The sequence below is a fragment of the uncultured Roseobacter sp. genome (genome assembly GCF_947495025.1).
Lineage (GTDB): Bacteria > Pseudomonadota > Alphaproteobacteria > Rhodobacterales > Rhodobacteraceae > Roseobacter.
In genome coordinates this window covers 509599-531854 of the sequence record NZ_CANLXG010000002.1, presented here as the reverse complement: position 1 = coordinate 531854, position 22256 = coordinate 509599, and the positions used below count along the sequence as shown (strand labels likewise).

Sequence of the window (22256 nt, the reverse complement as noted above, 5' to 3'; positions counted from 1 at the left end):
AGGAGATCACACATGTCCCGAGTTAAAGGCGGAACAGTCACACACGCACGACACAAGAAGGTCATCAAGGCAGCCAAAGGCTATTATGGTCGCCGCAAGAGCACCTTCAAGGTCGCGCGCCAGGCCGTCGATAAGGCCAATCAGTACGCAACCCGTGACCGCAAGAACCGCAAGCGCAACTTCCGCGCGCTGTGGATCCAGCGGATCAACGCGGCAGTGCGCAGCCACGACGAAGCGCTGACATACAGCCGCTTCATCAACGGTCTGAATCTGGCCGGCATCGAAGTAGACCGTAAGGTTCTCGCCGACCTGGCGGTACACGAGCCCGATGCGTTCGGTGCAATCGTCAAGCAGGCGCAGGACGCGCTGGCTGCCTGATCCGGTTCCAGAACACGAATTCATAAGGCCGCTCCGGAAACGGGGCGGCTTTTTTCATGGGTCTCGCGTTTTTCCATTCACGTGGCCATAGTGGGCGCTGAGACAGCGAAAGGAATTCCCATGGCCGGACACATCAGATCATCTGCCGAAATGGTCGCCGGGGCGCGGGCGCGCATTGAAGAAGTTGAAACAAAAGATGCCATTGCAATGGTCGGCCGGGATGATGTGCTGATCGTCGACATCCGCGACGTGCGCGAGCGACAGCGCAGCGGTTTTATCCCGGGCAGCTTCCACGCCCCGCGCGGCATGATCGAGTTCTGGGTCGATCCCAAAAGCCCGTACTTCAAAGAAGAATTTTCGGGGGACAAAAAGTATGTGTTCCATTGTGCATCCGGCTGGCGATCAGCGCTGACCGTTGCGACACTGCAGGACATGGGGTTTGAAGCGGCTCACCTGAAAGAAGGATTTTCCACGTGGGAAGAACAGGGCGGTCCGGTTGAAAGGATACCTCCGGCAGACAGCTGAAACATGCAGCAGACACCTTGTACGAACCACGCCGTGTCGCTTCGCGCTTGCGTGTCATTGCCCGGGGCGCGATAAATCCGGCAGACAATCACACCCGGGGAGTAATGGATCATGTGGAAAACGACTGTAACCGCTGGGCTGATGGCAGCCTGTCTGGCCGGCGCTGCCGCTGCACAGAGCTGTTCTGACGGCAAGACGCTCGCTGAGGGAAAGCTCACCATCGCGACGGGCAACCCGGCCTATTACCCCTGGGTGCTGGACGATGCCCCCGAGGCGGGCAAGGGTTTTGAGGCGGCTGTCGCCTATGCGCTGGCTGCTGAAATGGGATTTGATGCAGCAGATGTGGTCTGGACCCGAACATCCTTTGATCAGGCAATCCAGCCAGGTGCAAAAGACTTTGACATGAATATGCAGCAGTTCTCGATTACCGAGGCGCGCGACAAGGTCGTGGACTTCTCGGAACCGTATTATACAGCGCCGATGGCTGTTCTGGTGCGCGGTGCGGACGGTCTTGCTGCTGATATGGAAACGCTCAAAGGGCTGCAGTGGGGCGTCGTGGCTTCGACGACAGCACTTCCCGTGATCATCCGGACAATTGCGCCCGACAGCAACCCTCTGATCTATGATGACAACGCAAATGTCGTTGAGGCCATGAAAGCAGGCCAGGTCGACGCGGCGCTGTTCGATCTGCCGACAGCGCTCTATCTCTCTGCTGTCGTGCTGGAGGGGGGACAGGTGCTGGGGCAGTTCCCGGCGGATGAAACCGACAACCCCGACCACTTCGGGGCGCTTATGCCCGAAGGTTCGGCGCTCAAGGAGTGTGTGGATGCTGCCCTGGGCGCTCTGAAGGCTGATGGGAGCCTTGCAGCAATCGAAGCTGAGTGGCTGCAGGAAGCAACGGGTGTACCGCTGATCCGGTAAGCCGATGAACCGCAGGCAGGCATATGAGGCGGCGCAGCGGCGCCGTTCGCTGACCGTTGCAGGCGTCAGCACCTTTGTGGTCGTTGCGGCCATAATCCTGCTGGTACCACTGGCTCCTGGCTGGCCTGCGGTCAGGGCGAGCTTCTTCGACGGACAGGTCTTTGCCGAAACGTTTCCGACGCTGCTCAGGGCCTTCATGATCGACATCATGATCTTTGCATGGTCAGTGCCGCTTATTATGGGCCTGGGGCTGGCCATTGCACTTGCGCGGGGTGCGCGGTCGCCCGCTCTTTTTCCTCTGCGGATATTCGGTGCGGTCTACGTGGACATCTTTCGCGGCGTGCCTGTGGTTCTGACGATCTATCTCATCGGTTTCGGCATTCCCGGTCTGGGCCTGCCGCGCCCCTGGAACAGCCCCTATATCTGGGGAACCGTTGCGCTGGTACTGACATATTCGGCCTATGTCGCCGAGGTGCTGCGGTCGGGTATTGAAAGCATCCACGCCAGCCAGCGCAATGCAGCCATATGCCTGGGCCTCAGCGAGCGGGACACCATGCGCTACGTGATCCTGCCGCAGGCGATCCGCCGTGTGGTTCCGGCAAACATGAACATGCTGGTGGCGCTGCAGAAGGACGTCGCCCTGTTGTCGTTCATCGGACCGGTTGAAATTCTGCGCCAGGCTGGCATCTACAAAAGCCTGCTGGCAAACTTCACACCATATGTGGTTGCGGCGGTGATTTTTCTGCTCGTGACAGTGCCCGCGACGCGATACGCCGATTACCTGCTGAACCGGGACCGCGATGCCAGAAGCTAAACTCTCCTGTCGCGGCATTCAGAAGTCTTTTGGCGACAATCACGTTCTGCGTGGTATCGACCTTGATGTGGCGGAGGGTGAGATGATCTGCCTGATCGGCGCGTCGGGTTCCGGCAAATCCACGCTGCTGCGTTGCATCAACCAGCTTGAGACGATTGATGAAGGGGCCGTGCTGCTCGAAGGGCAGGACATTTCGGAACCGGGGATTGATCTCGGCCCTGTCCGCCGGCGTATCGGGATCGTTTTTCAGTCCTACAATCTGTTTCCGCATATGTCGGCGCTGGAAAATGTGCTGCTCGCACCGCGCCGGGTTCTGCACGAACAGGGCGGCGCACTCGAAACACGCGCCACAGAGCTCTTTGAGCGTTTCGGACTGGCCGCCCATATGCAGAAATACCCTGACCAACTTTCCGGCGGGCAACAGCAGCGGGTTGCCGTGATCCGCGCGCTGGCCATGCGACCCGAGATTATGCTTTTTGACGAAATCACGGCAGCGCTGGACCCGGAACTGGTGGGAGAGGTTCTGGCAGTCCTGCGTCACCTGCGCAGTGAGGGGATGACGATGTTGCTGGCCACTCACGAGATGGGCTTTGCGCGTGAACTGGCGGACCGTGTGTGCTTTATGGATGGTGGGGTGATCGTTGAGGAGGGCCCTCCCGAGCAGATATTCACGGCACCACGTGTGACACGAACGCAGGAGTTTCTGCGGTCTGTACTGCGTTAGGCAGGCAGCTTATGCAGCGGGCAGGTTCTCGGCGATAAAAATATTCACGCCGCAGGCCTGCGCGCCGACAATGTTCCGGTCCAGTGCTGTGCTGACAGCTTTCTTGCCAAGTTCATCCACGTCATGGGCCACAACGAGCCGGTACGTGCCGTTGCGCAGTGCTGTACGGCTTGCTTCCGAGACCTCGTGCCCGATCACAACCGGCTGCGTTCCGGTGGTCACCCGCAATGCATCGATCAGGTAGGGCTGTCCGCCACCGGCAATATAGACACCACGAAGGTTGCGGCGGTCTGCCATCAGATCCCGCACAATTGCTTCGGCCTGCGACGGGTCCGCGCCATAGGGATGGCATGCCTGAACCGCGAGTTCCGGCCGGTTGATGGCAAGTGCCTGCTGAAAACCGGACTGCCTGTCCAGCAGGTGGCGGAACTGCGGGTGTCCGATCAGCACCGCAACGCGCCCGCGACCGGAGGGCACAAGGTCAGCCATGAGTTGTCCCGCTGTCCGCCCGGCGGCGAAATTATCCTGGCCCACATAGGCCGAGCGCCGGGACATTGGAACATCCGATACAATCGTGACAACGCGAATGCCCCGGTCCGCGAGGTTGTTGATGGCCAGGCCGGCCTCGTGATTGTCCACGCCGACGGTGATCACGGCCGTTGTTTGATTGTTCACCGCGCTCAGTCGCTCGACCATGGTTTCCGGGCGGTACGGATCAAAACCGCTGATCCTCAGGTCGACACCATGTTCGGTGGCAGCGCTGACCGCAGCATCGATCCCCTTGCGCAGGTGAGAGAAGAACGGATTTGTGCCCTCGGGCAGGAAAACTTCGATGCGCGCATTCCGGGCTGTCTGGTGCAGGGACAGTGAGCTTGGCGCATATCCAAGCTCTGCGATCGCCTGTTCAATCTGTCTGCGGGTCTTTTCCTTGACGCCCGGGCGCTCGTTCAGCACGCGATCAATGGTGGACCGCGACAGCCCCGTCATTCTCATAATATCGCTGATGCGCGCCCTCTTCCGGCTGACCATAAATGCTCCCTGTCTCCGGCCTTTGGCAGATTGCAGCCCGCTGGCTGCGAAACTCCTTTCACCGGCATTTGTGTTTTGTAACCGCTATCATGGCTTGTCTGAGCTACAAAAGTCATAAAATGAGGTTAATGCGTATATCTGGTAAAATGGTTCGTTCAATTACGCATTCAGGTTGATCATGCCCATATAAACAGGCCTGAGGGTAGATCAAAAATGAAGTAATTACCTCATTTCTCTGCCGGCTGCGTTCCGGCGCGCCACGAGCCGGTGCGCCAGCGCGCCCTTGCAATCAGTGATCATTCTGCTAGCACCGGCGAAGACCGAAGAACGAGGCAGAGATGGACGATCTCAAGCACAAATATCTCACCCGTATTGCCGGGGCCGAAGACGAGAACGCGCTGGAAGCGATCCGTTTGGAAGCCGTCGGAAAAAAGGGTGAAATCTCGCTCAAAATGCGTGAGCTGGGCAAGATGACACCTGAAGAACGTCAGGTGGCCGGCCCCGCGCTGAACGCGCTCAAAAACGAGATCAATTCGGCGCTTGCCGCGCGCAAGGCAGGCCTTGCTGATGCCGCACTCGACGAGCGTCTGCGCACCGAATGGCTTGATGTAACGCTGCCTGCGCGCACCCGCCGTACCGGTACCATCCATCCGGTCAGCCAGGTGACAGAGGAAGTTACTGCAATTTTCGGAGAGATGGGATTTTCTGTCGCCGAGGGTCCGCGCATAGATACCGACTGGTATAATTTCGATGCTCTGAACATTCCCGGCCATCACCCCGCGCGCGCTGAAATGGATACGTTCTATATGGCCCGCGCCGAGGGCGATAACCGTCCGCCGCACGTTCTGCGCACCCATACGTCGCCTGTACAGATCCGCACGATGGAAGAGCGCGGCGCGCCGTTGCGGATCATTTGTCCGGGCGGTGTGTATCGTGCCGACTACGACCAGACCCACACACCGATGTTTCACCAGGTCGAAGGTCTGGCGATCGACAAAGACATCTCTATGGCGAACCTGAAGTGGGTGCTTGAAGAATTCTTTTCAGCATTCTTCGGTATCGAAGGGATCAGGACACGTTTCCGCGCATCGCACTTTCCCTTTACCGAGCCCTCTGCAGAGGTTGATATCCAGTGTTCATGGATCGACGGGCAGCTGCGCATCGGTGAAGGTGATGACTGGATGGAGGTGCTGGGCTCCGGCATGGTGCATCCCAAGGTACTGAAAGCTGGTGGAATCGACCCCTATGAGTGGCAGGGCTTTGCCTTTGGTATGGGGATCGACCGGATCGCAATGCTGAAATATGGTGTGCCCGACCTGCGGGCATTCTTTGACAGCGACCTGCGCTGGCTCCGCCACTATGGCTTTGCCAGCCTCGATCAGCCGACACTGCATGGTGGCCTGAACCGCTGACCGGTCTGCGCGCGCGACGGCAACTGAGAGCACCCGGCACATGGCGCTGAAGATTGTGGTCGTTGACAACGATCCCGCAGAGATCAATGCAAAGAAACGCGCGACATATGGCGAGACCACAGGAGAGGGCTATGCATCTGCACTGCGCGCCGTTGCGCCTTCGTGCCATGTCACCATCGTTGCGCCCTATGATGGCGAGCCACTGCCAGAGCTGGGCGGTCTGGACGGTGCGGTGTTCACGGGATCAGCGGTAGACTGGACAACAGACGACGCCCGGGCTGAACCTCTTGCAATCGCCATGCGCACTGTCTTTGCGGCGGGTGTTCCGTGTCTTGGATCCTGCAACGGCTTTCAGCTCGCGGCCTCGGTTCTGGGTGGTGCGTCTCAGCCATCCCCCAGCGGTCGGGAAGACGGGCTGGCCCGTAACATAAGGCTGACACCGGAAGGGCGGCGACACCCGCTTCTGGAGGGGCGGAGTGATGGCTATGCAGTGCCCTGTGTGCATCGCGACGAAGTTGTTCGTGTGCCCGAGGGCGCAACAGTTCTGGCATCGAACAACCATTCACCGGTGCAGGCCATGGCGTATGAGCGCGAAGGTGTTCGTTTCTGGGGTATGCAATACCACCCGGAGTACAGCCTCGCATTCATCGGCGCCCGCGTGCGTGACTGGGAACTGCTTCCCAACGCAGAAGCGGATGATCTGATGTCGGCGGATCAGGACCCTGCAGCTTCAGACCGCCTGGGCGTGCGTTTTTCGGACATGCAGTCAGAAACGCGTCTGACGGAAATTCGCAACTGGATACGCAGCCTCTGAACCCTCATCATCTTGTGAGGTGACACCACCTGTCGCCGCGCTAGAGTGCACCCCATGAAGCTGCTTTTTCTCGTCCTTTCCTCTCTGTTTTTCCAGACATATGCTGTATTTGCCATGGGGCCGACGCAGGACGCCTGTACGGACCAGACGCCCTGCAGGATCGGTGACCGCAGCTATCACGTAAAACTGCCTGACGACTGGGATGGCGTAACGCCGATGCCGGTGCTGCTGCATTTTCATGGATGGCAGCGTCAGGGCAGTCTGATCGTCCGGCATCAGCGTATTTCCGGCGCCACACGGCGGCGCGGCGTCCTGCTTGTGGCGCCCAACGGCCTGGGCCGCAGCTGGGATTTCTGGCGGGCAGGTACGCCCGATGTGGCCTTTGCACGCGCCGTTCTTGAAGACGTGCGCAAAACTTATCCGGTCATTGACGGGCAGATATTTGTCTCCGGATATTCCTGGGGGAGCAATATGGCATGGCGGTTTGTCTGCGAGGACGGCGCGGATGTCGCAGCGCTTCTGGCGATCTCCGGCACCCTGTCCCAGGCTGAGGACTGCGCAACCGCGCCAGGCCAGGTGCGTCAGGTATATGGACTGAACGATCAGGTCCTTGATTTCCCCTTCGGGCCGGGCGGGGACACCGAATATCCTGTCTATCTGTGGCGTGAGAAATTCGGATGCGGCGCCGGCACGCCGGAAGGCCCCTGGAATGCCCGCGACTTTCTGACATTCCGGCGCACGACATGGGATTGTGACGGTGGCAGTGTCAGCCTTGATATTCACCCTGGCGGGCATTTTATTCCGCACGGCTGGATCGCCCGCCAGCTGGATCAGATACTGGGTCTGCCCTACAGCTATCCCTGAAACACTGCTATGGGTTTTCCCCCGCCCCGCTTTGGTCTATCAGGACGCGGACACCCAAAGACCCGGCGGATACCTCATGAAATTCACGCTTTCCTGGCTCAAAGACCATCTGGATACGACAGCCACCCTGGATGAGATCCTTTACGCGCTGACAGACCTCGGCCTCGAGGTCGAAGGTGTCGAGGACCGCGCCGCGCGGCTGAAGGATTTTACTCTGGGATATGTGGCGTCTGCTGAGAAGCATCCCGATGCAGACCGCCTGCGTGTCTGTCAGGTGGACACGGACGAGGGCCAGAAACAGATCATCTGCGGCGCACCCAATGCCCGGCAGGGGATCACGGTCGTCGTCGCGAAACCCGGCGTCTATGTGCCGGGCATCGACACGACTATCGGCGTCGGCAAAATCCGTGGCATCGAGAGCTTTGGCATGATGGCGTCCGAGCGAGAGCTGGAGCTGTCCGATGAGCATGATGGCATCATTGAGCTTCCTTCGGGCGAGGTCGGGCAGTCCTTTGTCGACTGGCTGGCAGCGAATGATCCGGCCAAGGTCGATCCAGTGATCGAAATCGCCATTACGCCCAACCGTCCCGATGCGCTCGGCGTGCGGGGCATTGCGCGCGATCTTGCCGCGCGCGGTGTCGGGACTCTGAGAAAACGCGATGTTGATGCAACCGAGGGCGCTTTTCCCTGCCCGGTCAGTGTCACGATCGAGGGCGATACGCTGGATCAGTGTCCGGTTTTCTACGGGCGCGTTATCCGGGGCGTAAAGAACGGCCCAAGCCCGGCATGGCTGCAGGATACTCTGCGGGCCATCGGTCTGCGCCCGATCAGTTTTCTCGTGGATGTGACCAATTTTTTCACCTACGACCGAAACCGTCCGCTGCACGTTTTTGATGCCGACAAGATTGCGGGCAATGCGTTGCGGGTTCACCGCGCCCAGGGTGGTGAAACGCTGCTGGCGCTGGACGAGAAAGAGTACACCTTTTCAGAAGGCATGACCCTGATCTCTGACGCCGACGGTGTCGAAAGCATCGGCGGTATCATGGGTGGCATGGCGTCCGGCTGTACGGAAGAAACGGTGAACGTTTTCCTTGAGGCGGCCTACTTTGACCCGGTGCGCACGGCCTATACAGGTCGCGCGCTCAAAATTAATTCGGACGCGCGCTATCGCTTTGAGCGCGGAATCGATCCCGAATGGACGCCCTATGGTATTGAGCATGCCACGCGTATGATCCTCGATCATGCCGGGGGCGAGGCATCAGAGGTGATCGTGGCAGGGAAAATTCCTGATACGTCGAGGGCGTACCGGCTTGATGCCGCCCGCGTTCAGTCCCTGGTCGGTATGGATATTCCCGAAAGTGAGCAGCGCCAGACACTGACATCTCTGGGCTTTATCCTGGAAGGCAATATGGCTCACGTGCCCAGCTGGCGGCCGGATGTACAGGGCGAGGCGGATCTTGTGGAAGAAGTGGCGCGGATCGCGTCTCTGACAAAGCTTCAGGGCAAACCGCTGCCGCGCCTTACAGAAGGTGTTCCGAAACCTGTGCTGCTGCCGATGCAGCGGCGTGAAGCGGTCGCGCGACGGACATGTGCTGCGCTTGGCTACAACGAATGCGTGACATACAGCTTTATTGATGTCGCTTCTGCTGCGTTGTTTGGTGGCGGAGACGAAGCCACGCGGCTCGAGAACCCGATCAGTTCGGATATGAGCCATATGCGCCCTCATCTGCTGCCCGGACTGCTTCAGGCCGCTGCGCGTAACCAGGCGCGGGGCTTTGCGGATATGGCGCTCTTTGAGGTTGGCCCGGCGTTCAGCGGCGGTGAACCCGGGGAACAGCATCTGCAGGTTTCCGGTCTGCTGATCGGACGGAACGGACCGAAGGATGTGCATGGCTCTGACCGGGCTGTGGATGTCTTTGACGTCAAGGCCGATGTCGAGGCGGTTCTCGCGGCAATCGGTGCGCCGGCGCGGGTTCAGATCATGCGCAACGGCGCTGGCTGGTGGCATCCCGGACGGCATGGCGTGATCTGCCTTGGCCCCAAAAAGGTGCTTGGTGTCTTTGGCGAGGTGCACCCGCGTGTGCTGGAGGCGATGGATGTGAAAGGTCCGGCAATGGCCTTTACGGTCTGGCCTGCCGAGGTGCCGATGCCACGAAAGGCCGGCGCGACGCGTGCGGCCCTTGAGATCAGCGATCTGCAGGCGGTCGAACGTGATTTTGCCTTTGTTGTGGATGCGGGCGTTGAGGCGCTTACATTGATCAATGCCGCCATGGGGGCGGACAAGGCGCTGATTGCAGATGTGCGGATATTCGATGAATTCATCGGTGGAAGTCTTGGTGAAGGTAAGAAGTCTCTGGCCCTGACCGTGCGGATGCAGCCGAAAGATCAGACACTGACCGAAAAAGACATTGAGGCGGTAAGTGCCCGGGTCGTCGAAAAGGTGACCAAAGCCAGCGGTGGCAGCCTGCGGGGCTGACGCCGGAACCTCTGAAAGGACTGTAACATGACACTGAAAGTATATCTGGCAGGCGAAATTCATACAGACTGGCGTGAGCAGATCGTCGACGGTGCTTCCGGGCTCGATGTGAGCTTTGACAGCCCCGTCACCGACCACGATGCCAGTGATGACTGTGGCGTGGCCATCCTGGGTGCCGAGGAGAACAAATACTGGCACGACCACAAGGGCGCTATGGTCAATGCCATCCGCACACGCAAGGGCATTACCGATGCGGATGTGGTTGTCGTGCGTTTTGGCGAAAAATACAAACAGTGGAATGCAGCCTTTGATGCGGGCTATGCCTCTGCGCTGGGCAAGTCGCTGATCGTTCTGCATGGCCCCGAACATGCACATCCGCTCAAGGAGGTGGATGCGGCCGCACTGGCAGTTGCTGAAGAGCCGCGGCAGGTTGTCGAAATTCTGCGCTATGTGCTGACCGGAAAACTTCCGGTCTGAAAAGGTTCAGAAACGGAATGAAAAACGGCGGGTCACTGACCCGCCGTTTTGATTTATGCCGGCGTGCGCGGCGGTATGTTTTTGGCTTTGTCCACGGCGGGTCGCGCGTAGAACCTGTCGCGGTAGGCCACAACGTTCGCGAAATCTGAATAGCCCACGGCATCTTTGGCGCCGTAGAAGTCCAGCGCGTTTATCCATGGCGCAATTGCGATATCTGCAATGGAGAAATCGCCTGCGATCCACTCCTTGCCCTCCAGTTCCCGGTCCAGAACGCCAAGCAGGCGTTTTGCTTCGTTAACGTAGCGCTCCTGCGGACGCTTGTCCTCATACTCCGAGCCTGCGAATTTCCAGAAGAAACCAAGCTGCCCCAGCATCGGGCCCAGCCCGCCCATCTGGAACATCACCCACTGGATGATGCGGGCTTTCTCGGCTGCATTGCTGCCCATCAGCTTGCCTGACTTCTCGGCCAGGTAGATCAGGATCGCACCGCTTTCGAAGAGTTTCAGCGGTTCTCCGCCAGGGCCATCAGGGTCGATGATCGCGGGGATCTTATTGTTTGGGTTGAGTGACAGGAATTCCGGGCTTTTGACGTCTGAATCAGACAGGGTCACCGTGTGCGCCTCGTAGGGAATACCCATTTCTTCCAGTGCAATAGACACTTTCACGCCATTCGGGGTCGGGAAAGAATAGAGCTGCAGTACGGTGGGATCCTGCGCTGGCCACCTGTTGTTGATCGGGAATGTGGACAGATCAGCCATAGGGCCTGTCTCCTCTGAGTTGTTTATGGGGTAAAGCTAGTCCTCTTTCCCCCTAAAAACAGTCTCGTACACGCGCAGTAATGTGTTAACACGCGCACAGGGGGCACTGCAGCAAACTGTGGGCCTGAAACTTGTGCGAGGGACAGCAATGCTGAACGAATTCAAGAATTTCATCGCCAAGGGTAATGTCATGGACATGGCCGTTGGTATCATTATCGGTGCGGCCTTTACTGCGATCGTCACCTCTCTGGTTGGTGATCTGATCAACCCGATCATCGCCCTGTTTACCGGCGGTATCGATTTTTCGGGCTGGTTCTATGTTCTGGGCGATGAAACTTTCGCTTCCATCGAAGCTGCAACTGAAGCCGGCGTGCCTGTGTTTGCTGTTGGCAAATTCGTTATGGCCATCATCAACTTCCTGATTGTTGCATTTGTCGTCTTTCTGCTGGTGAAAATGGTCAACCGGATCAAGGAAGCTGCAGAAGAAAAGGAAGAAGCGGCGCCCGAGGAGCCCAAGGGCCCCAGCGAGCTGGACGTCCTGCTGGAAATCCGCGACGCGCTGGCCAAAAAAGACTGAGGTCAGAGCCGAAAAAAAAGGCCCGCAGCAATCTGCTGCGGGCTTTTTTTTGTCCTGCTGACTGGCTCAGTTTTTGTTCAGGTTCAGTGCCGGAAGCGCGCCGCCGCCGCTCAGCGCCTGAACGGGTGCAGGAGCGACTGTACTGATCGAGGCTCTGATAACGGCATTACGCGCGCGTTTCTTGGCCGGCAGTACGGCAGGCTCTGCGCCATTCTCCATTGCGGTCAGCGCCGTGTCATACCAGCCCAGTGATGAGCCACGTGGTGCGTCTGTTCCAAAGCCCCAGCGCACATGGTGTCCGACAAACTCAGCATAGGGCGCCTGACCTGTGGCAAGCATGACAGTCGCCGCACCAAGCGCCATTGCTGCATCGTCTTCGCGATAGCCAAGGCCAAGGCAGATTTTGCCGTACCCGGCTGCGGTCGCCATGTCGCCGTTAAACAGAGCATTTGCCGTCTGCTGGGCTGTCACAGCCACCGATGCGGCACCCTGTGTCGCAATTTCGGAAATCGCGGGTGACATGGCATCGGAAATCTGCGTGCAGCCTGCCCGCAACTGGGCATCTGACTGGTCCACGGACGCGCGCAGCAGATCGCTCTGACGGATCGCGTCGGCGCGGGCGTCACAGAACTGTTCACCCAGTGCCTGATCGGGGTTCGTGACGTTGCTTGCGAGGATAACGCCGTTCGCCTGCGTCTGCGTGTTCACGACCTTGCAGTGACTGACCATCGATGCAGAGGATTGCGCGCCGCTCAGCGACAGCGGTGCCAGCGGTGCAACTGCCGCGGCAGTTGTTGTATTCGGTGCAGCCGGTGCAGCGCCACCATAGCGGCTGGCCGCATAGTTCGGATCAGCAAAGGCCTTGAGCAGCCCCTGCGTGCCTTCGTTGGCCACGACCTGCGGATAGGCGCTGCCGCCACCGGCCTGCAGCCGCTGGTGGCTGGAGACCAGAGCGATGCGCTGGTATTCCTCGAGATAACCCGTCGCCGGATAGCCCATATAGGCCTGGTAGTTCGCGATGGCCGTGCGTGACCTGCGGCCCAGCGATCCATCGACAACGCCGACGGGGAAGCCGAACGCGTTCAGCGAAGACTGTACTTCGCGGTTCTGCTGGCGCTGATAGCTGTTCGAATAGTTCTGGCGCTGAACAGTCTGCTGCTTTTTCTTGTTGTTATTGACCTGCTGATTGACGATGGCTCCCACAGCGGCACCGACGGCGAACGCGCCAAGGTTGGAATCTGCCATCGCAGTGGAAGTTGTGAGCATCATGGCAGCGGCCAGCGCTGCGGAAACTGTGTTACGTTGTTTCATCGTTATTTCCCGCAATAAATGAACTTATATTGGCTGATTAAACCCGATTCTGAGCGTTCTGGCACGGAATTTCTTGACGACTGGCATGATACAGCCTGAACCATCCGGGAGGGTGGCACGCAACCGCCGGGGAACAAACACAAAAGGAGGAACACACCGGAAAGGTATGCTCCTCCTGGCAGGCTTCGTACGGGCGCCGGGTTTCAGAGAAGCGTGATCTGCGTGTCTGCGCCGGTTGTGCGAAGGGCATGTGTTTCTGTGAGGTCGGGGTCGCTGATCCAGGCGTGGGCCGCTTCGCGGTCGGGGAAGCTGAGCACGGCGATGCCGTCAGGAAGAGGTCCGGTTCCCTCGATCAGCGACAGGTCGGTTGAAGCCTGGACAATATTACCCCCATGGCGCGCGAGCGCTTCCGCGGCTTTCTCGCGATAGGCGGCCATGCTTTCGGGGTCTTTCATGCGCAGGGTTGCAACGGCGTAGGTGGTCATAGCGGTTCCTTTCTCATTTTGCTCCCTCAGGTTAGCCGCGCCTTATCTGTGCGAAAACAGCTCAACACTGCAGATAGGTTGTGCAATAATGATCGGCATGATGGACTGGAACGATCTGCGCTATGTGCTCGAATGTGTACGACATGGCGGTCTGAGCGGCGCAGCCAGAGCGCTGCGGGTTAACCACGCGACCGTGTCACGCCGGATTTCGGCCGCTGAAGAGGCCATGGGCGCGCGATTGTTTGACCGCTCCCCCGCAGGTTACCGGCCTACTGATGCGGGCCTCGAAGCGGCCCGCGCGGCGGAGCAGATGGAGGCTGTTGGCCATGAACTCAGCCGCAGCCTGAGTGCCAGAGATCAGCGGTTGAGCGGCCCTCTGACGATTACCGCGCCCCAGTTGCTGGTAGAGCACGCGCTGGCGCCGATCCTGAAAGATTTTCGCACACTATATCCGGACATAGAACTCAAAGTCGTGGCCGCGAACAGGCAGCTTAACCTGACCGCGCACGAGGCGGATGTTGCCTTCAGGATTGCTGAGGCGCCGGCAGAAACGCTGGTTGGACGACGCGTGAGCGAACAGTCAGCGGCGGTCTATGTCGGACGTGAGCAGGCCGATCGCCTGCGGGCCGACCCGACCCTGCCGCTTGACTGGATCCGGTTTGCGCACTGGCCGGGGCCGCCTGATGCCCTCAGGCAGGCATGGCCAGACCGAAGGGTGGCGATGACTGTCGACGACATGTATGCGGCGCTCGCGGGCGTGCGCGCCAGCATCGGTGCGACGCGTATGCCGTGTTTCCTGGGGGACGCTGAACCAGGCGTCGAGCGTTTGTGGGGGGTGCCGCTGATCCCCTATCGTCCCTTGTGGATCCTGACCCACGCTGATCTCCGGCGAACGCGCCGTGTGGTCACATTTACCGAATTTGCGGCCTCCCGACTGCAGAGCCTGCGCCCTCTGTTTGAAGGACGCAGGCCCGGAGAGGGTGCGTCAGCCCTTCACGACAAGTGATGGTGCCACCACGTCAATTCCGAGTGCTTTGCCAACTGCGTAGTACGTCAGCCTGCCATCGTGGACGTTCAGACCGTTCAGCAGATGCGGGTCGTCCTGACAGGCCTGTTTCCAGCCCTTGTCCGCCAGTGACAGCATAAACGGCATGGTGGCGTTCCCCAGCGCTATGGTCGAAGTCCGCGCCACGGCACCCGGCATGTTGGCAACACAGTAGTGCATGATGCCATCCACATCATAGATCGGGTCCTGGTGCGTGGTGGCGCGCGACGTTTCAAAACAGCCACCCTGGTCAATCGCAACATCTACAAGTGCTGCACCTGGTTTCAGTTCGGACAGCTGCGCGCGGCTGATCAGTTTCGGCGCTTCTGCTCCTGGGATCAGAACCGCGCCAATGATCATGTCTGCGGCGCGCGCAAGTTCAATGGTGTTGCCGGCAGAGGCATAGCTGGTACGGAACTGCCCGCTGAAGACGTCATCGAGATAACGCAGGCGGGGCAGGGAGCGGTCCAGAACGGTTACGTCCGCGCCCATGCCTGCGGCGATCCGGGCTGCATGCGTGCCGACGACACCACCACCGATAACGACAACGCGGGCGGGTCCGACACCCGGCACGCCGCCCATCAGAACGCCGCGGCCGCCGTTTGCCTTTTGCAGCGTCCAGGCGCCGACCTGTGGTGCAAGACGCCCCGCAACCTCTGACATAGGCGCCAGAAGCGGCAGCCCGCCGCGGTCATCTGTCACGGTCTCATAGGCGATACAGGTCGCCCCCGATGCAAGCAGATCGTGGGTCTGATCCGGGTCGGGGGCCAGATGCAGATAGGTGAACAGAACCTGACCCTGGCGCAGCATCTTGCGCTCGCCGGCCTGAGGTTCCTTGACCTTAACGATCATGTCCGCGCGGGCAAAAACGTCCTGCGCTGTGGCGGCGATGCCGGCACCGGCCTCGACGTAATCCGCATCCTCGAAACCGGCGCCTGTGCCGGCCTGCGTCTCGATCAGCACCTCATGTCCGTGTGCAACAGCTTCGCGCGCGGCATTGGGCGTCATCCCGACGCGAAATTCCTGCGGTTTGATCTCTTTCGGGCAACCGATAATCATGGGATCTCCTCCAAATCCGTACCTGAAGGGTAAATACAGGCGCAAAGGCGCAAGACGGAACGATTTATGCCTCGCGTTAGCGTGCAAACTAAGAATACTCTTCGAAGAACAGACAAAATTATGGAAGATACTTGCACAGATGGCACTGGATACGACGGATAAACGGATACTGGCCGCCCTTCAGAAATCGGGGCGGATGTCGAACTCTGATCTGAGTGAGGCGGTTAACCTGTCCCCGTCGGCCTGTCATCGCCGGGTCCAGCGTCTGGAAAAAGAGAAGTACATCAAAGACTATGTGGCTCTGCTGGATGCCCGGAAAATGGGTGTGCCGACGACTGTCTTTGTGGAAATCACCCTGCAGGGTCAGGCCGATGAGGTGCTGGATGCGTTTGAGAAGGCGGTGTCGCGCATTCCGGATGTGCTGGAATGTCATCTGATGGCCGGGTCCGCAGATTACCTGCTGAAGGTCGTTGCCGAGAACACCGAAGATTTCGCGCGCATCCACCGTCAGTATCTGGCACGCCTGCCGGGTGTCGCTCAGATGCAGTCCAGTTTCGCGCTGCGCACCGTTTTCAGGACCACGGCGCTGCCGGTTGCCTGACAGGGATCAAAGTTGCGTTCCGGAGAGTTGTTGCTAGCCTGCAGGAGCATCAAAAGGAATGACATGTGAACGCCGGGCGGACACAGGTTGCCGGACAACCGGCGCAGGGCGGTAACGCAGCAGGGCCGCAGGCCACTGCACGAGCTGACCCCGGTGCGTTTCTGGGAGACCTCGCTGCGAGGGCCGGGTCGTCGGCTGCAACTGCGTACCTCGCGGGCATCGCGCAGCGGGCAAAAGCTTTCGGCGGGGATCGGACCGTCCAGGGGAAAGTCGTCCAGCGGGTACGGGATCTGAACACGATCTATGCTGCTGACAAATACAATGTGAACCCGCAGAGCGGTGCGGACGACAAGGCAGAATGGCTCAGTCTTTTCAGGCGCGCGCAGGACATTCTGCGCGACGGGGACAATCTGCGCGAGGCACTGCGGCAGCTTTCCTCCGAGATGGCACAGACCGGCCGGACCCTTGCGAGATCGCTGGCAATGCACCTCAATGCCGAAGATCAGCGCCGCGTTTTCCTGACCGGTTTCGTGCCACCGGCGGCATTTACCCGCCTCGTGCGCGAAGAGCTTTACCTGTTTGAGGATTTCGTCCGGCAGGGGCACGGCGTTTATTCGCACCAGCTGCAGTTTTACATCCTGTTACACAATATGGGTGAAACCGCCGCAAATCTCATTCGCAGAGAGGCGCTCAACAGTCGCTGGAATGCAAGTGTCGGGATAGGTGCTGCGACCATGTGGGACAATATCGTTGATGGTGTGAACGCGAATGTGGACAAGCTTGACGACCTGACCGTCCCGAACAACGTGACAAAATATGTTATTGAAACCCTGCGCGAGGAGCAGGGCGCGGAGGCCCGTGCGGCTGCATCAGATGAGGTCGCACGTTCATTTGACGAACATGGAGAAGACCGCGACCGGATACGCGCGCGGTACCCCTCTCCTGATACGCTCCGTGGTGCACTGAAGGCGGCGCAGAAACGGTTGCGCAAACTGGAGAAGCGTCGCGGAACGTCGAAAGAAAAAGATACGGACCGTGATGAAGCAGTGCAGCTTGAGGAAAGCATCATACACGAGGTGCAGGTGAACACGACAACTGTTGGTGGGCAGAAAATGACGATCGAATGGACCGGGTGGATCAGAAAAAATGAGCAGAGTGTGATCTGGCTGGAGCCCACGATCGGCAAGGTGGTCTGACGGATTGGCAAAAGAAAACCCCCGCGGCCTGAAGCACGCGGGGGCAATTCCGGTCGCACAAGGCGAAGGTGCTCAGAGCATTCCTTCGCGCTGGGCTTTTTTGCGTGCCAGTTTACGGGCACGCCGGATCGCTTCAGCTTTCTCGCGCGCTTTTTTCTCGGATGGCTTCTCGAAATGTTGCTTGAGCTTCATCTCGCGAAAGACACCTTCACGCTGCAGCTTTTTCTTCAGAGCCCGAAGGGCCTGATCGACGTTGTTGTCGCGAACACTTACCTGCATGTGGTTTTCACCACCTTTCTAAGTTGAGTTGCAAGGATTTGCAGGAAGTGGGCATATAGCAAGGAGGACCTATATTGTCCAGTACCACAGTGCGCCGCCACAGGGAGTTTGCCACATGACAGTACCTTATGAGACTGCAAAGCAGCAGCTGCTTGATGCCGCCCTGATGCATGTACCCTTTGACGGCTGGTCCGAAGCCACATTTCAGGCTGCGATTCGCGATACGGAGCTCTCGCCGGAAACTGCCCGGTCCGTCTGTCCGCGCGGGTCGGTTGATCTGGCGATCGCCTTTCACCGTCTGGGCGACCAGGCCATGCGCGACAGGCTGGCGGCGACCGATCTGTCGGATATGAGGTTTCGTGACAGGGTGACCGAGGCGGTATGGTTCCGGCTCGAGGCGGCCGAGGACAAGGAAGCCGTGCGCCGGGGCACAACGCTTTTTGCGCTGCCGGTCTATGCCGGCGATGGCGCGCGCCTCATCTGGGAGACGGCAGACAGCATCTGGACGGCGCTGGGCGACACGTCGGACGATGTGAACTGGTACACCAAACGCGCAACCCTGAGCGGCGTCTGGTCGGCGACTGTGTTGTACTGGCTGGGGGACGACAGTCCGGATCATATGGCAACGCGTGCCTTTCTGGAGCGCCGGATCGGCGATGTGATGCAGATCGAAAAGCTCAAGGCACAGGCGCGCAAAAGCCCGGTGCTGAGCCGGCTGATGGCAGGTCCCAGTCACTTTCTGGGAAAAATTCGCGCGCCGCAGGCCGCCCGGCGGGATGATCTGCCCGGCCGCTGGACCAGTCCGGATAACTGACCGCCGGCATGGCACACGGGTTTTCTGCCAGACCGGGTGCTGATACGTAACGGTCAGTCAGAAGGACAGTTTCAATGACAGATACAATGCGCGCGATCGAGATTTCTGAGCATGGCGGTCCGGATGTACTCCGGCCTGCCACACGCCCCGTGCCGGCACCGGGCTACGGCCAGGTCGTGATCCGTGTGGCCTATGCCGGGGTCAACCGGCCCGATGCGCTGCAACGGGCAGGGCTTTACAACCCGCCGCCGGGTGCCAGCGACCTGCCCGGGCTAGAGGCGTCGGGCGAAATTGCAGCACTGGGCGAGGGCGTGTCCGGCCTGGCAGTCGGTGATGCGGTCTGTGCACTTTTGCCGGGGGGCGGTTATGCGGAATACGTGGCCACACCCGCGGCGCACTGCCTGCCTGTGCCCGCCGGCATGGGGCTGCGCGAGGCCGCCTGTCTGCCAGAGACGTTCTTCACCGTCTGGTCCAATGTCTTTGGCCGGGGCGCGCTGAAGGCGGGTGAACGGTTTCTGGTGCACGGTGGGTCGTCCGGGATCGGTACGACAGCGATACAACTGGGCCGCGCCTTTGGAGCGCGGGTTTTTACCACCGCCGGCAGTGATGAAAAATGTGCGGCCTGCCGGGCGCTTGGCGCTGAACTGGCGATCAATTACCGCAAAGACGATTTTGTCGAAAAAATCCGCGCAGAGGGTGGTGCGGACGTTATCCTCGATATGGTGGGCGGCGATTACATCCCGCGCAACCTCAGGGCGCTGGCAGATGACGGGCGCCTTGTACAGATCGCCTTTCTGGGCGGGATGAAAGCAGAAGTGAATTTTGTGCAGCTGATGACGCGCCGGCTGACCATGACCGGCAGTACCCTGCGCCCGCAAAGCGATCTTGCCAAGGCACAGATTGCTCAGGAGCTGCGTGAGGCCGTCTGGCCGCTGCTCGAAGCGGGCAAGGTGGCACCTGTAATGGATCAGGAATTTCCGCTGGAAGAAGCGGCTGCCGCGCATACACGTATGGAAAGCTCGGGCCACATCGGGAAAATCGTTCTGAAGGTCAGCTGAGCTGCCTTGCCGGGAGGAGATCAGATACCCAGCAGAGTGCGTATGAGCAAGGGCACCACGGGCAGCGCTGTGAAAACAGTAAAAGTGCCCAGAAAGAACGCGGCAGCGAGGTTAAGCCCCTGCAGCGGCCAGATGATCCGCCTGCTGACAGCGAACCTGCGGGCTGCCAGATAATTGAGCGCAAAAATCATGGCGACGCAGAACAGAAAAACCATCGGAAGCGGACCGAACCCTGTCCACAGCAGCCCGTAACGCAAGGCCAGCGGCAGCACGAGGTTGATTGCGGTAAAGACTGCAAAGCCTTTCATCTGATTGCGTCAAAAAAGGCGCTGGGCGAGGAACAGTCGCGCAGAACATCCGGGCCACATCTGCGTGGTGCGAGGTCGCGGTCCAGACATATTCGGGCCTCCTGGATCTGGTCCTGTTTGCAGGTGATCGTGATCATATCCGCGCTCAGCCCGGGGTTGTCGCGCAGAAACGCCTCTTCGACCACGGACGCGGGCAGACGAACAGCCTTGTTCAGTTTGCGAAAAACAGCCGGTCGCGTGACCGTGCCGTAGGCATCTCTCGACAGAGCATAATATCCGGCCGCCGACAGCCCCGAGCAGGTTCCGTGCTTCTTCCACTGGTGCCACGCGAGGCCCGAAGTGCCCATAATGTCCGCCATTTCCGAGGTCATGCGCCGCGACGGCTGACGCTCGGCCGTTTTGCAGTACTCGGGATATCCCCGTTCATACTGGGGCCAGAGGCCGTGCAGAATCCAACCATGACCTTTGCCGGGATCGCATTGCGGCGACCCGCGCGCATCACCCGTGCGGGAGCACCAGTTGGGTGACCAGCTCAGCGACATGACGTAGTAGTCAAATTCACCGGAGCGGTCCTGGGCACCGGCGGCCGGCGCCAGCGTGATCATCAGCCAGAAAAGCAGACAGCGCATTGGGTCTTTCCTTATCTCGTTGTGACGACTATATACGCCGCAAGTTCCCCCACAATGGTAACCCGTTCCGGCCTCCGGAACCGCCCCTCCAGGCGATGGGAAAGACGTGGGTCAACAAGTGGATTCGCAGGAGAAAAAACATGGCAAAACCGATCATGGCCAAGGCTACCGCCGTCTGGCTGGTGGACAACACGACAATCAGTTTCAAGCAGATCGCAGATTTTGTCGGGATGCATGAACTGGAAGTGCAGGGGATTGCCGACGGCGACGTCGCTCAGGGCGTAAAAGGGTTCGACCCGGTGGCCAACAACCAGCTGACGCAGGAAGAGATCGATACGGCCCAGTCCAATCCACTGCACAGGCTTCAGCTGAAATATAACGCTGCTGCCGAAGGCGAGCAGAAGCGCCGCGGCCCGCGCTATACACCGCTCAGCAAACGTCAGGATCGTCCGGCGTCTATCCTGTGGCTGGTAAAGTTCCACCCGGAGCTCAGCGATGGCCAGATCAGCAAACTGGTGGGGACGACAAAACCGACCATTCAGGCGATCCGCGAACGCACCCACTGGAACATTGCAAACATCCAGCCGATCGATCCTGTTGCACTGGGTCTGTGCAAACAGTCTGAGCTGGATGCTGTGGTTCAGAAGGCCGCTGCCAAAAAGGCCGCGGATGCGCCTGTGATGAGCGATGATGAACGCCGCAAGCTGGTGAGCACTGAGCAGAGCCTCGGGATGGATGCAGAGCCGAAAATCCCGACGGCAATTGAGGGGCTGGAGACCTTTACGCTGTCTGGCGAAAACGCAGACGAAGATGACGAAGACAAAACCTCTGCGGGTGATTTCTCGGATGCCGACAGCTTCTTTAACCTGCCGGACAGCTCGGATGAGGACGAGGAAGAAGACACCTCGCGCGGCTGAGCCGTCCAGCAGTTATGATGAAAAGCCCGGCGTCCTGTGACGCCGGGATTTTTTTTCGACAGGTTCCTGAGCCGGCGACGGAGGTTTAACCCTTCAGTCAGGTCGCGGGCGCCACAGGCGGTCGGGCCAGGTGCCGCCGTTTTATCCAGACTTTCGCGCCATCAGGACCTGCAACAGCGTCTGTAGCTGACCCGCAGGGCAGGCGCAGCCACGAGTCCTTGCTGAAAGCCTCGCCAGACTCTTCAAATCCGCCGTTCAGAACGAGCACTTCCATCCCGTCCGGTGCCTCGAGCAAAAGGCGGGCGCCCGGCGCCCAGTGCTCGGTGCATACGTCTTCGTTGTCATCGCTGTGCAGTGCCAGCCGCGTTACCCCGGGTGCGCCGTCTACTCCAGTGTAGCTGTCGACGTTTGTGTCCACCCGGAACTGGTTGCGGTCCTGCATGTCAAACTGCCAGAGCTTGACAAAGATCACGCACCCTTCCCGGGATCCGGGCGTATGGCTGGTCGTCGGCGGATTGCGCACGTATGTGCCCGCCGGAAAGTCGCCGTGTTCGTCCTGGAAAACGCCTTCCAGCACGAAGAACTCCTCGCCGCCTGTATGGGTATGGGCCGAGAAATGGCTGCCGGGCGCATAGCGCACAATCGAGGTGGCCCGCGCGACTTCATCGCCAATACGGTCCAGCATGCGTCTGTCCACGCCCGCCATGGGCGATGGTTTCCAGGGAATCTGTGCAGCATGCACAACCGCGCGTTTGCTGAAATCTGCGTTGAGTTCCATTGTTCTG

At 59.7% G+C, this 22256-nt stretch carries 26 protein-coding genes; 17 read left to right on the top strand and 9 right to left on the bottom strand.

Annotated elements, in window-relative coordinates:
* Positions 1-12 precede the first annotated feature (12 nt).
* From rplT to Q0792_RS10720, 5 genes are all read left to right on the top strand, one after another.
* Positions 13-378, top strand: coding sequence for a 50S ribosomal protein L20 (gene rplT / locus Q0792_RS10740; RefSeq protein ID WP_219504822.1), 366 nt, complete (start codon positions 13-15; stop codon positions 376-378).
* 120 nt (positions 379-498) lie between these two features.
* Positions 499-903, top strand: coding sequence for a rhodanese-like domain-containing protein (locus tag Q0792_RS10735; protein ID WP_298839981.1), 405 nt, complete (start codon positions 499-501; stop codon positions 901-903).
* Positions 904-1014: 111 nt separating this feature from the next.
* Complete coding sequence (locus Q0792_RS10730; protein WP_298839979.1) at positions 1015-1824, top strand: ABC transporter substrate-binding protein; 810 nt, start codon at positions 1015-1017, stop codon at positions 1822-1824.
* 4 nt (positions 1825-1828) lie between these two features.
* The gene (locus Q0792_RS10725) at positions 1829-2638 is read left to right on the top strand and encodes an amino acid ABC transporter permease (protein WP_298839977.1); all 810 of its coding nucleotides are present in this window, start codon (positions 1829-1831) and stop codon (positions 2636-2638) included.
* Positions 2625-3362 (top strand): amino acid ABC transporter ATP-binding protein, encoded by a 738-nt coding sequence (locus tag Q0792_RS10720; protein WP_298839975.1) that lies wholly within the window; start codon positions 2625-2627, stop codon positions 3360-3362. The genes Q0792_RS10725 and Q0792_RS10720 overlap by 14 nt, the downstream gene beginning before the upstream one ends.
* A 9-nt stretch (positions 3363-3371) precedes the next feature.
* Here the strand turns inward: Q0792_RS10720 and Q0792_RS10715 are convergent, their stop codons facing one another.
* Positions 3372-4391 (bottom strand): LacI family DNA-binding transcriptional regulator, encoded by a 1020-nt coding sequence (locus Q0792_RS10715; protein ID WP_298839973.1) that lies wholly within the window; start codon positions 4389-4391, stop codon positions 3372-3374.
* Between the two features lie 338 nt (positions 4392-4729).
* On the opposite strand from Q0792_RS10715, the gene pheS reads away from it, so the two are divergent.
* The 5 genes from pheS to Q0792_RS10690 all read left to right on the top strand — a co-directional run bounded on the left by pheS (position 4730) and on the right by Q0792_RS10690 (position 10434).
* A complete protein-coding gene (pheS, locus tag Q0792_RS10710) occupies positions 4730-5803 on the top strand; it encodes a phenylalanine--tRNA ligase subunit alpha (RefSeq protein ID WP_298839972.1) in 1074 nt (357 codons plus the stop codon).
* Positions 5804-5843: 40 nt separating this feature from the next.
* Complete coding sequence (locus Q0792_RS10705; RefSeq protein ID WP_298839970.1) at positions 5844-6617, top strand: type 1 glutamine amidotransferase; 774 nt, start codon at positions 5844-5846, stop codon at positions 6615-6617.
* A 54-nt stretch (positions 6618-6671) separates the two neighbouring features.
* Positions 6672-7481 (top strand): polyhydroxybutyrate depolymerase, encoded by an 810-nt coding sequence (locus Q0792_RS10700; RefSeq protein ID WP_298839968.1) that lies wholly within the window; start codon positions 6672-6674, stop codon positions 7479-7481.
* A gap of 76 nt (positions 7482-7557) precedes the next feature.
* Positions 7558-9957 (top strand): phenylalanine--tRNA ligase subunit beta, encoded by a 2400-nt coding sequence (gene pheT, locus Q0792_RS10695; protein WP_298839966.1) that lies wholly within the window; start codon positions 7558-7560, stop codon positions 9955-9957.
* 27 nt (positions 9958-9984) lie between these two features.
* On the top strand, positions 9985-10434 hold the full coding sequence (locus Q0792_RS10690; RefSeq protein WP_298839965.1) for a YtoQ family protein: 450 nt from the start codon (positions 9985-9987) through the stop codon (positions 10432-10434).
* A gap of 53 nt (positions 10435-10487) precedes the next feature.
* Here Q0792_RS10690 and Q0792_RS10685 read toward each other — a convergent pair whose 3' ends face one another.
* Positions 10488-11192: a glutathione S-transferase N-terminal domain-containing protein gene (locus Q0792_RS10685; protein WP_298839963.1), complete on the bottom strand. Its 705-nt coding sequence runs from the start codon at positions 11190-11192 to the stop codon at positions 10488-10490.
* A 148-nt stretch (positions 11193-11340) separates the two neighbouring features.
* On the opposite strand from Q0792_RS10685, the gene mscL reads away from it, so the two are divergent.
* Positions 11341-11769, top strand: a complete 429-nt coding sequence (gene mscL, locus Q0792_RS10680; protein WP_298839961.1) for a large conductance mechanosensitive channel protein MscL — start codon at positions 11341-11343, stop codon at positions 11767-11769.
* 66 nt (positions 11770-11835) lie between these two features.
* Here the strand turns inward: mscL and Q0792_RS10675 are convergent, their stop codons facing one another.
* Complete coding sequence (locus Q0792_RS10675) at positions 11836-13080, bottom strand: peptidoglycan-binding domain-containing protein (RefSeq protein WP_298839959.1); 1245 nt, start codon at positions 13078-13080, stop codon at positions 11836-11838.
* A 203-nt stretch (positions 13081-13283) separates the two neighbouring features.
* On the bottom strand, positions 13284-13565 hold the full coding sequence (locus Q0792_RS10670) for a DUF1330 domain-containing protein (protein ID WP_298839957.1): 282 nt from the start codon (positions 13563-13565) through the stop codon (positions 13284-13286).
* An 88-nt stretch (positions 13566-13653) separates the two neighbouring features.
* Here Q0792_RS10670 and Q0792_RS10665 point away from each other — a divergent pair, with 88 nt between their 5' ends.
* Positions 13654-14571 (top strand): LysR family transcriptional regulator, encoded by a 918-nt coding sequence (locus tag Q0792_RS10665; RefSeq protein ID WP_298839955.1) that lies wholly within the window; start codon positions 13654-13656, stop codon positions 14569-14571.
* On the opposite strand, the gene ald is transcribed toward Q0792_RS10665, so the two are convergent.
* Positions 14551-15669, bottom strand: a complete 1119-nt coding sequence (ald, locus tag Q0792_RS10660) for an alanine dehydrogenase (RefSeq protein WP_298839954.1) — start codon at positions 15667-15669, stop codon at positions 14551-14553. The two genes, Q0792_RS10665 and ald, sit on opposite strands and share 21 nt — an antisense overlap.
* 139 nt (positions 15670-15808) lie before the next feature.
* On the opposite strand from ald, the gene Q0792_RS10655 reads away from it, so the two are divergent.
* Both Q0792_RS10655 and Q0792_RS10650 read left to right on the top strand, forming a co-directional pair.
* The gene (locus tag Q0792_RS10655) at positions 15809-16270 is read left to right on the top strand and encodes an Lrp/AsnC family transcriptional regulator (RefSeq protein ID WP_298839952.1); all 462 of its coding nucleotides are present in this window, start codon (positions 15809-15811) and stop codon (positions 16268-16270) included.
* A 65-nt stretch (positions 16271-16335) separates the two neighbouring features.
* Positions 16336-17466 (top strand): hypothetical protein, encoded by a 1131-nt coding sequence (locus Q0792_RS10650; protein WP_298839950.1) that lies wholly within the window; start codon positions 16336-16338, stop codon positions 17464-17466.
* A 72-nt stretch (positions 17467-17538) separates the two neighbouring features.
* Here Q0792_RS10650 and rpsU read toward each other — a convergent pair whose 3' ends face one another.
* A complete protein-coding gene (rpsU, locus tag Q0792_RS10645; protein WP_008207378.1) occupies positions 17539-17745 on the bottom strand; it encodes a 30S ribosomal protein S21 in 207 nt (68 codons plus the stop codon).
* A gap of 115 nt (positions 17746-17860) precedes the next feature.
* On the opposite strand from rpsU, the gene Q0792_RS10640 reads away from it, so the two are divergent.
* Entirely contained in the window at positions 17861-18559 is a 699-nt protein-coding gene (locus Q0792_RS10640; RefSeq protein ID WP_298839946.1) for a COQ9 family protein, read from the top strand.
* 74 nt (positions 18560-18633) lie between these two features.
* Positions 18634-19617: an NAD(P)H-quinone oxidoreductase gene (locus tag Q0792_RS10635; protein ID WP_298839944.1), complete on the top strand. Its 984-nt coding sequence runs from the start codon at positions 18634-18636 to the stop codon at positions 19615-19617.
* A gap of 20 nt (positions 19618-19637) precedes the next feature.
* On the opposite strand, the gene Q0792_RS10630 is transcribed toward Q0792_RS10635, so the two are convergent.
* The gene (locus Q0792_RS10630; protein ID WP_298839942.1) at positions 19638-19925 is read right to left on the bottom strand and encodes a hypothetical protein; all 288 of its coding nucleotides are present in this window, start codon (positions 19923-19925) and stop codon (positions 19638-19640) included.
* Entirely contained in the window at positions 19922-20554 is a 633-nt protein-coding gene (locus Q0792_RS10625) for a ribonuclease T2 (RefSeq protein ID WP_298839941.1), read from the bottom strand. The genes Q0792_RS10630 and Q0792_RS10625 overlap by 4 nt, the downstream gene beginning before the upstream one ends.
* A 140-nt stretch (positions 20555-20694) precedes the next feature.
* On the opposite strand from Q0792_RS10625, the gene Q0792_RS10620 reads away from it, so the two are divergent.
* Positions 20695-21471 carry a DUF1013 domain-containing protein gene (locus Q0792_RS10620; protein ID WP_298839939.1) on the top strand — a complete coding sequence of 259 codons (777 nt, stop codon included), beginning with the start codon at positions 20695-20697 and terminating at the stop codon, positions 21469-21471.
* Positions 21472-21568: 97 nt separating this feature from the next.
* On the opposite strand, the gene Q0792_RS10615 is transcribed toward Q0792_RS10620, so the two are convergent.
* Positions 21569-22249, bottom strand: a complete 681-nt coding sequence (locus Q0792_RS10615) for a cupin domain-containing protein (RefSeq protein WP_298839938.1) — start codon at positions 22247-22249, stop codon at positions 21569-21571.
* Positions 22250-22256: the final 7 nt, after the last annotated feature.

Coding starts and splice junctions, on each gene's coding strand:
- Q0792_RS10730 (WP_298839979.1), top strand. CDS start 1,015: ATGTGGAAAACGACTGTAACCGCTGGGCTGATGGCAGCCTGTCTGGCC.
- Q0792_RS10640 (WP_298839946.1), top strand. CDS start 17,861: ATGACAGTACCTTATGAGACTGCAAAGCAGCAGCTGCTTGATGCCGCC.
- Q0792_RS10675 (WP_298839959.1), bottom strand. CDS start 13,080: ATGAAACAACGTAACACAGTTTCCGCAGCGCTGGCCGCTGCCATGATG.
- Q0792_RS10725 (WP_298839977.1), top strand. CDS start 1,829: ATGAACCGCAGGCAGGCATATGAGGCGGCGCAGCGGCGCCGTTCGCTG.
- Q0792_RS10630 (WP_298839942.1), bottom strand. CDS start 19,925: ATGAAAGGCTTTGCAGTCTTTACCGCAATCAACCTCGTGCTGCCGCTG.
- Q0792_RS10705 (WP_298839970.1), top strand. CDS start 5,844: ATGGCGCTGAAGATTGTGGTCGTTGACAACGATCCCGCAGAGATCAAT.
- Q0792_RS10700 (WP_298839968.1), top strand. CDS start 6,672: ATGAAGCTGCTTTTTCTCGTCCTTTCCTCTCTGTTTTTCCAGACATAT.
- rplT (WP_219504822.1), top strand. CDS start 13: ATGTCCCGAGTTAAAGGCGGAACAGTCACACACGCACGACACAAGAAG.
- ald (WP_298839954.1), bottom strand. CDS start 15,669: ATGATTATCGGTTGCCCGAAAGAGATCAAACCGCAGGAATTTCGCGTC.
- Q0792_RS10635 (WP_298839944.1), top strand. CDS start 18,634: ATGACAGATACAATGCGCGCGATCGAGATTTCTGAGCATGGCGGTCCG.
- Q0792_RS10720 (WP_298839975.1), top strand. CDS start 2,625: ATGCCAGAAGCTAAACTCTCCTGTCGCGGCATTCAGAAGTCTTTTGGC.
- pheT (WP_298839966.1), top strand. CDS start 7,558: ATGAAATTCACGCTTTCCTGGCTCAAAGACCATCTGGATACGACAGCC.
- mscL (WP_298839961.1), top strand. CDS start 11,341: ATGCTGAACGAATTCAAGAATTTCATCGCCAAGGGTAATGTCATGGAC.
- Q0792_RS10735 (WP_298839981.1), top strand. CDS start 499: ATGGCCGGACACATCAGATCATCTGCCGAAATGGTCGCCGGGGCGCGG.
- Q0792_RS10670 (WP_298839957.1), bottom strand. CDS start 13,565: ATGACCACCTACGCCGTTGCAACCCTGCGCATGAAAGACCCCGAAAGC.
- Q0792_RS10655 (WP_298839952.1), top strand. CDS start 15,809: ATGGCACTGGATACGACGGATAAACGGATACTGGCCGCCCTTCAGAAA.
- Q0792_RS10615 (WP_298839938.1), bottom strand. CDS start 22,249: ATGGAACTCAACGCAGATTTCAGCAAACGCGCGGTTGTGCATGCTGCA.
- Q0792_RS10685 (WP_298839963.1), bottom strand. CDS start 11,192: ATGGCTGATCTGTCCACATTCCCGATCAACAACAGGTGGCCAGCGCAG.
- Q0792_RS10690 (WP_298839965.1), top strand. CDS start 9,985: ATGACACTGAAAGTATATCTGGCAGGCGAAATTCATACAGACTGGCGT.
- pheS (WP_298839972.1), top strand. CDS start 4,730: ATGGACGATCTCAAGCACAAATATCTCACCCGTATTGCCGGGGCCGAA.
- Q0792_RS10665 (WP_298839955.1), top strand. CDS start 13,654: ATGATCGGCATGATGGACTGGAACGATCTGCGCTATGTGCTCGAATGT.
- Q0792_RS10625 (WP_298839941.1), bottom strand. CDS start 20,554: ATGCGCTGTCTGCTTTTCTGGCTGATGATCACGCTGGCGCCGGCCGCC.
- rpsU (WP_008207378.1), bottom strand. CDS start 17,745: ATGCAGGTAAGTGTTCGCGACAACAACGTCGATCAGGCCCTTCGGGCT.
- Q0792_RS10715 (WP_298839973.1), bottom strand. CDS start 4,391: ATGGTCAGCCGGAAGAGGGCGCGCATCAGCGATATTATGAGAATGACG.
- Q0792_RS10620 (WP_298839939.1), top strand. CDS start 20,695: ATGGCAAAACCGATCATGGCCAAGGCTACCGCCGTCTGGCTGGTGGAC.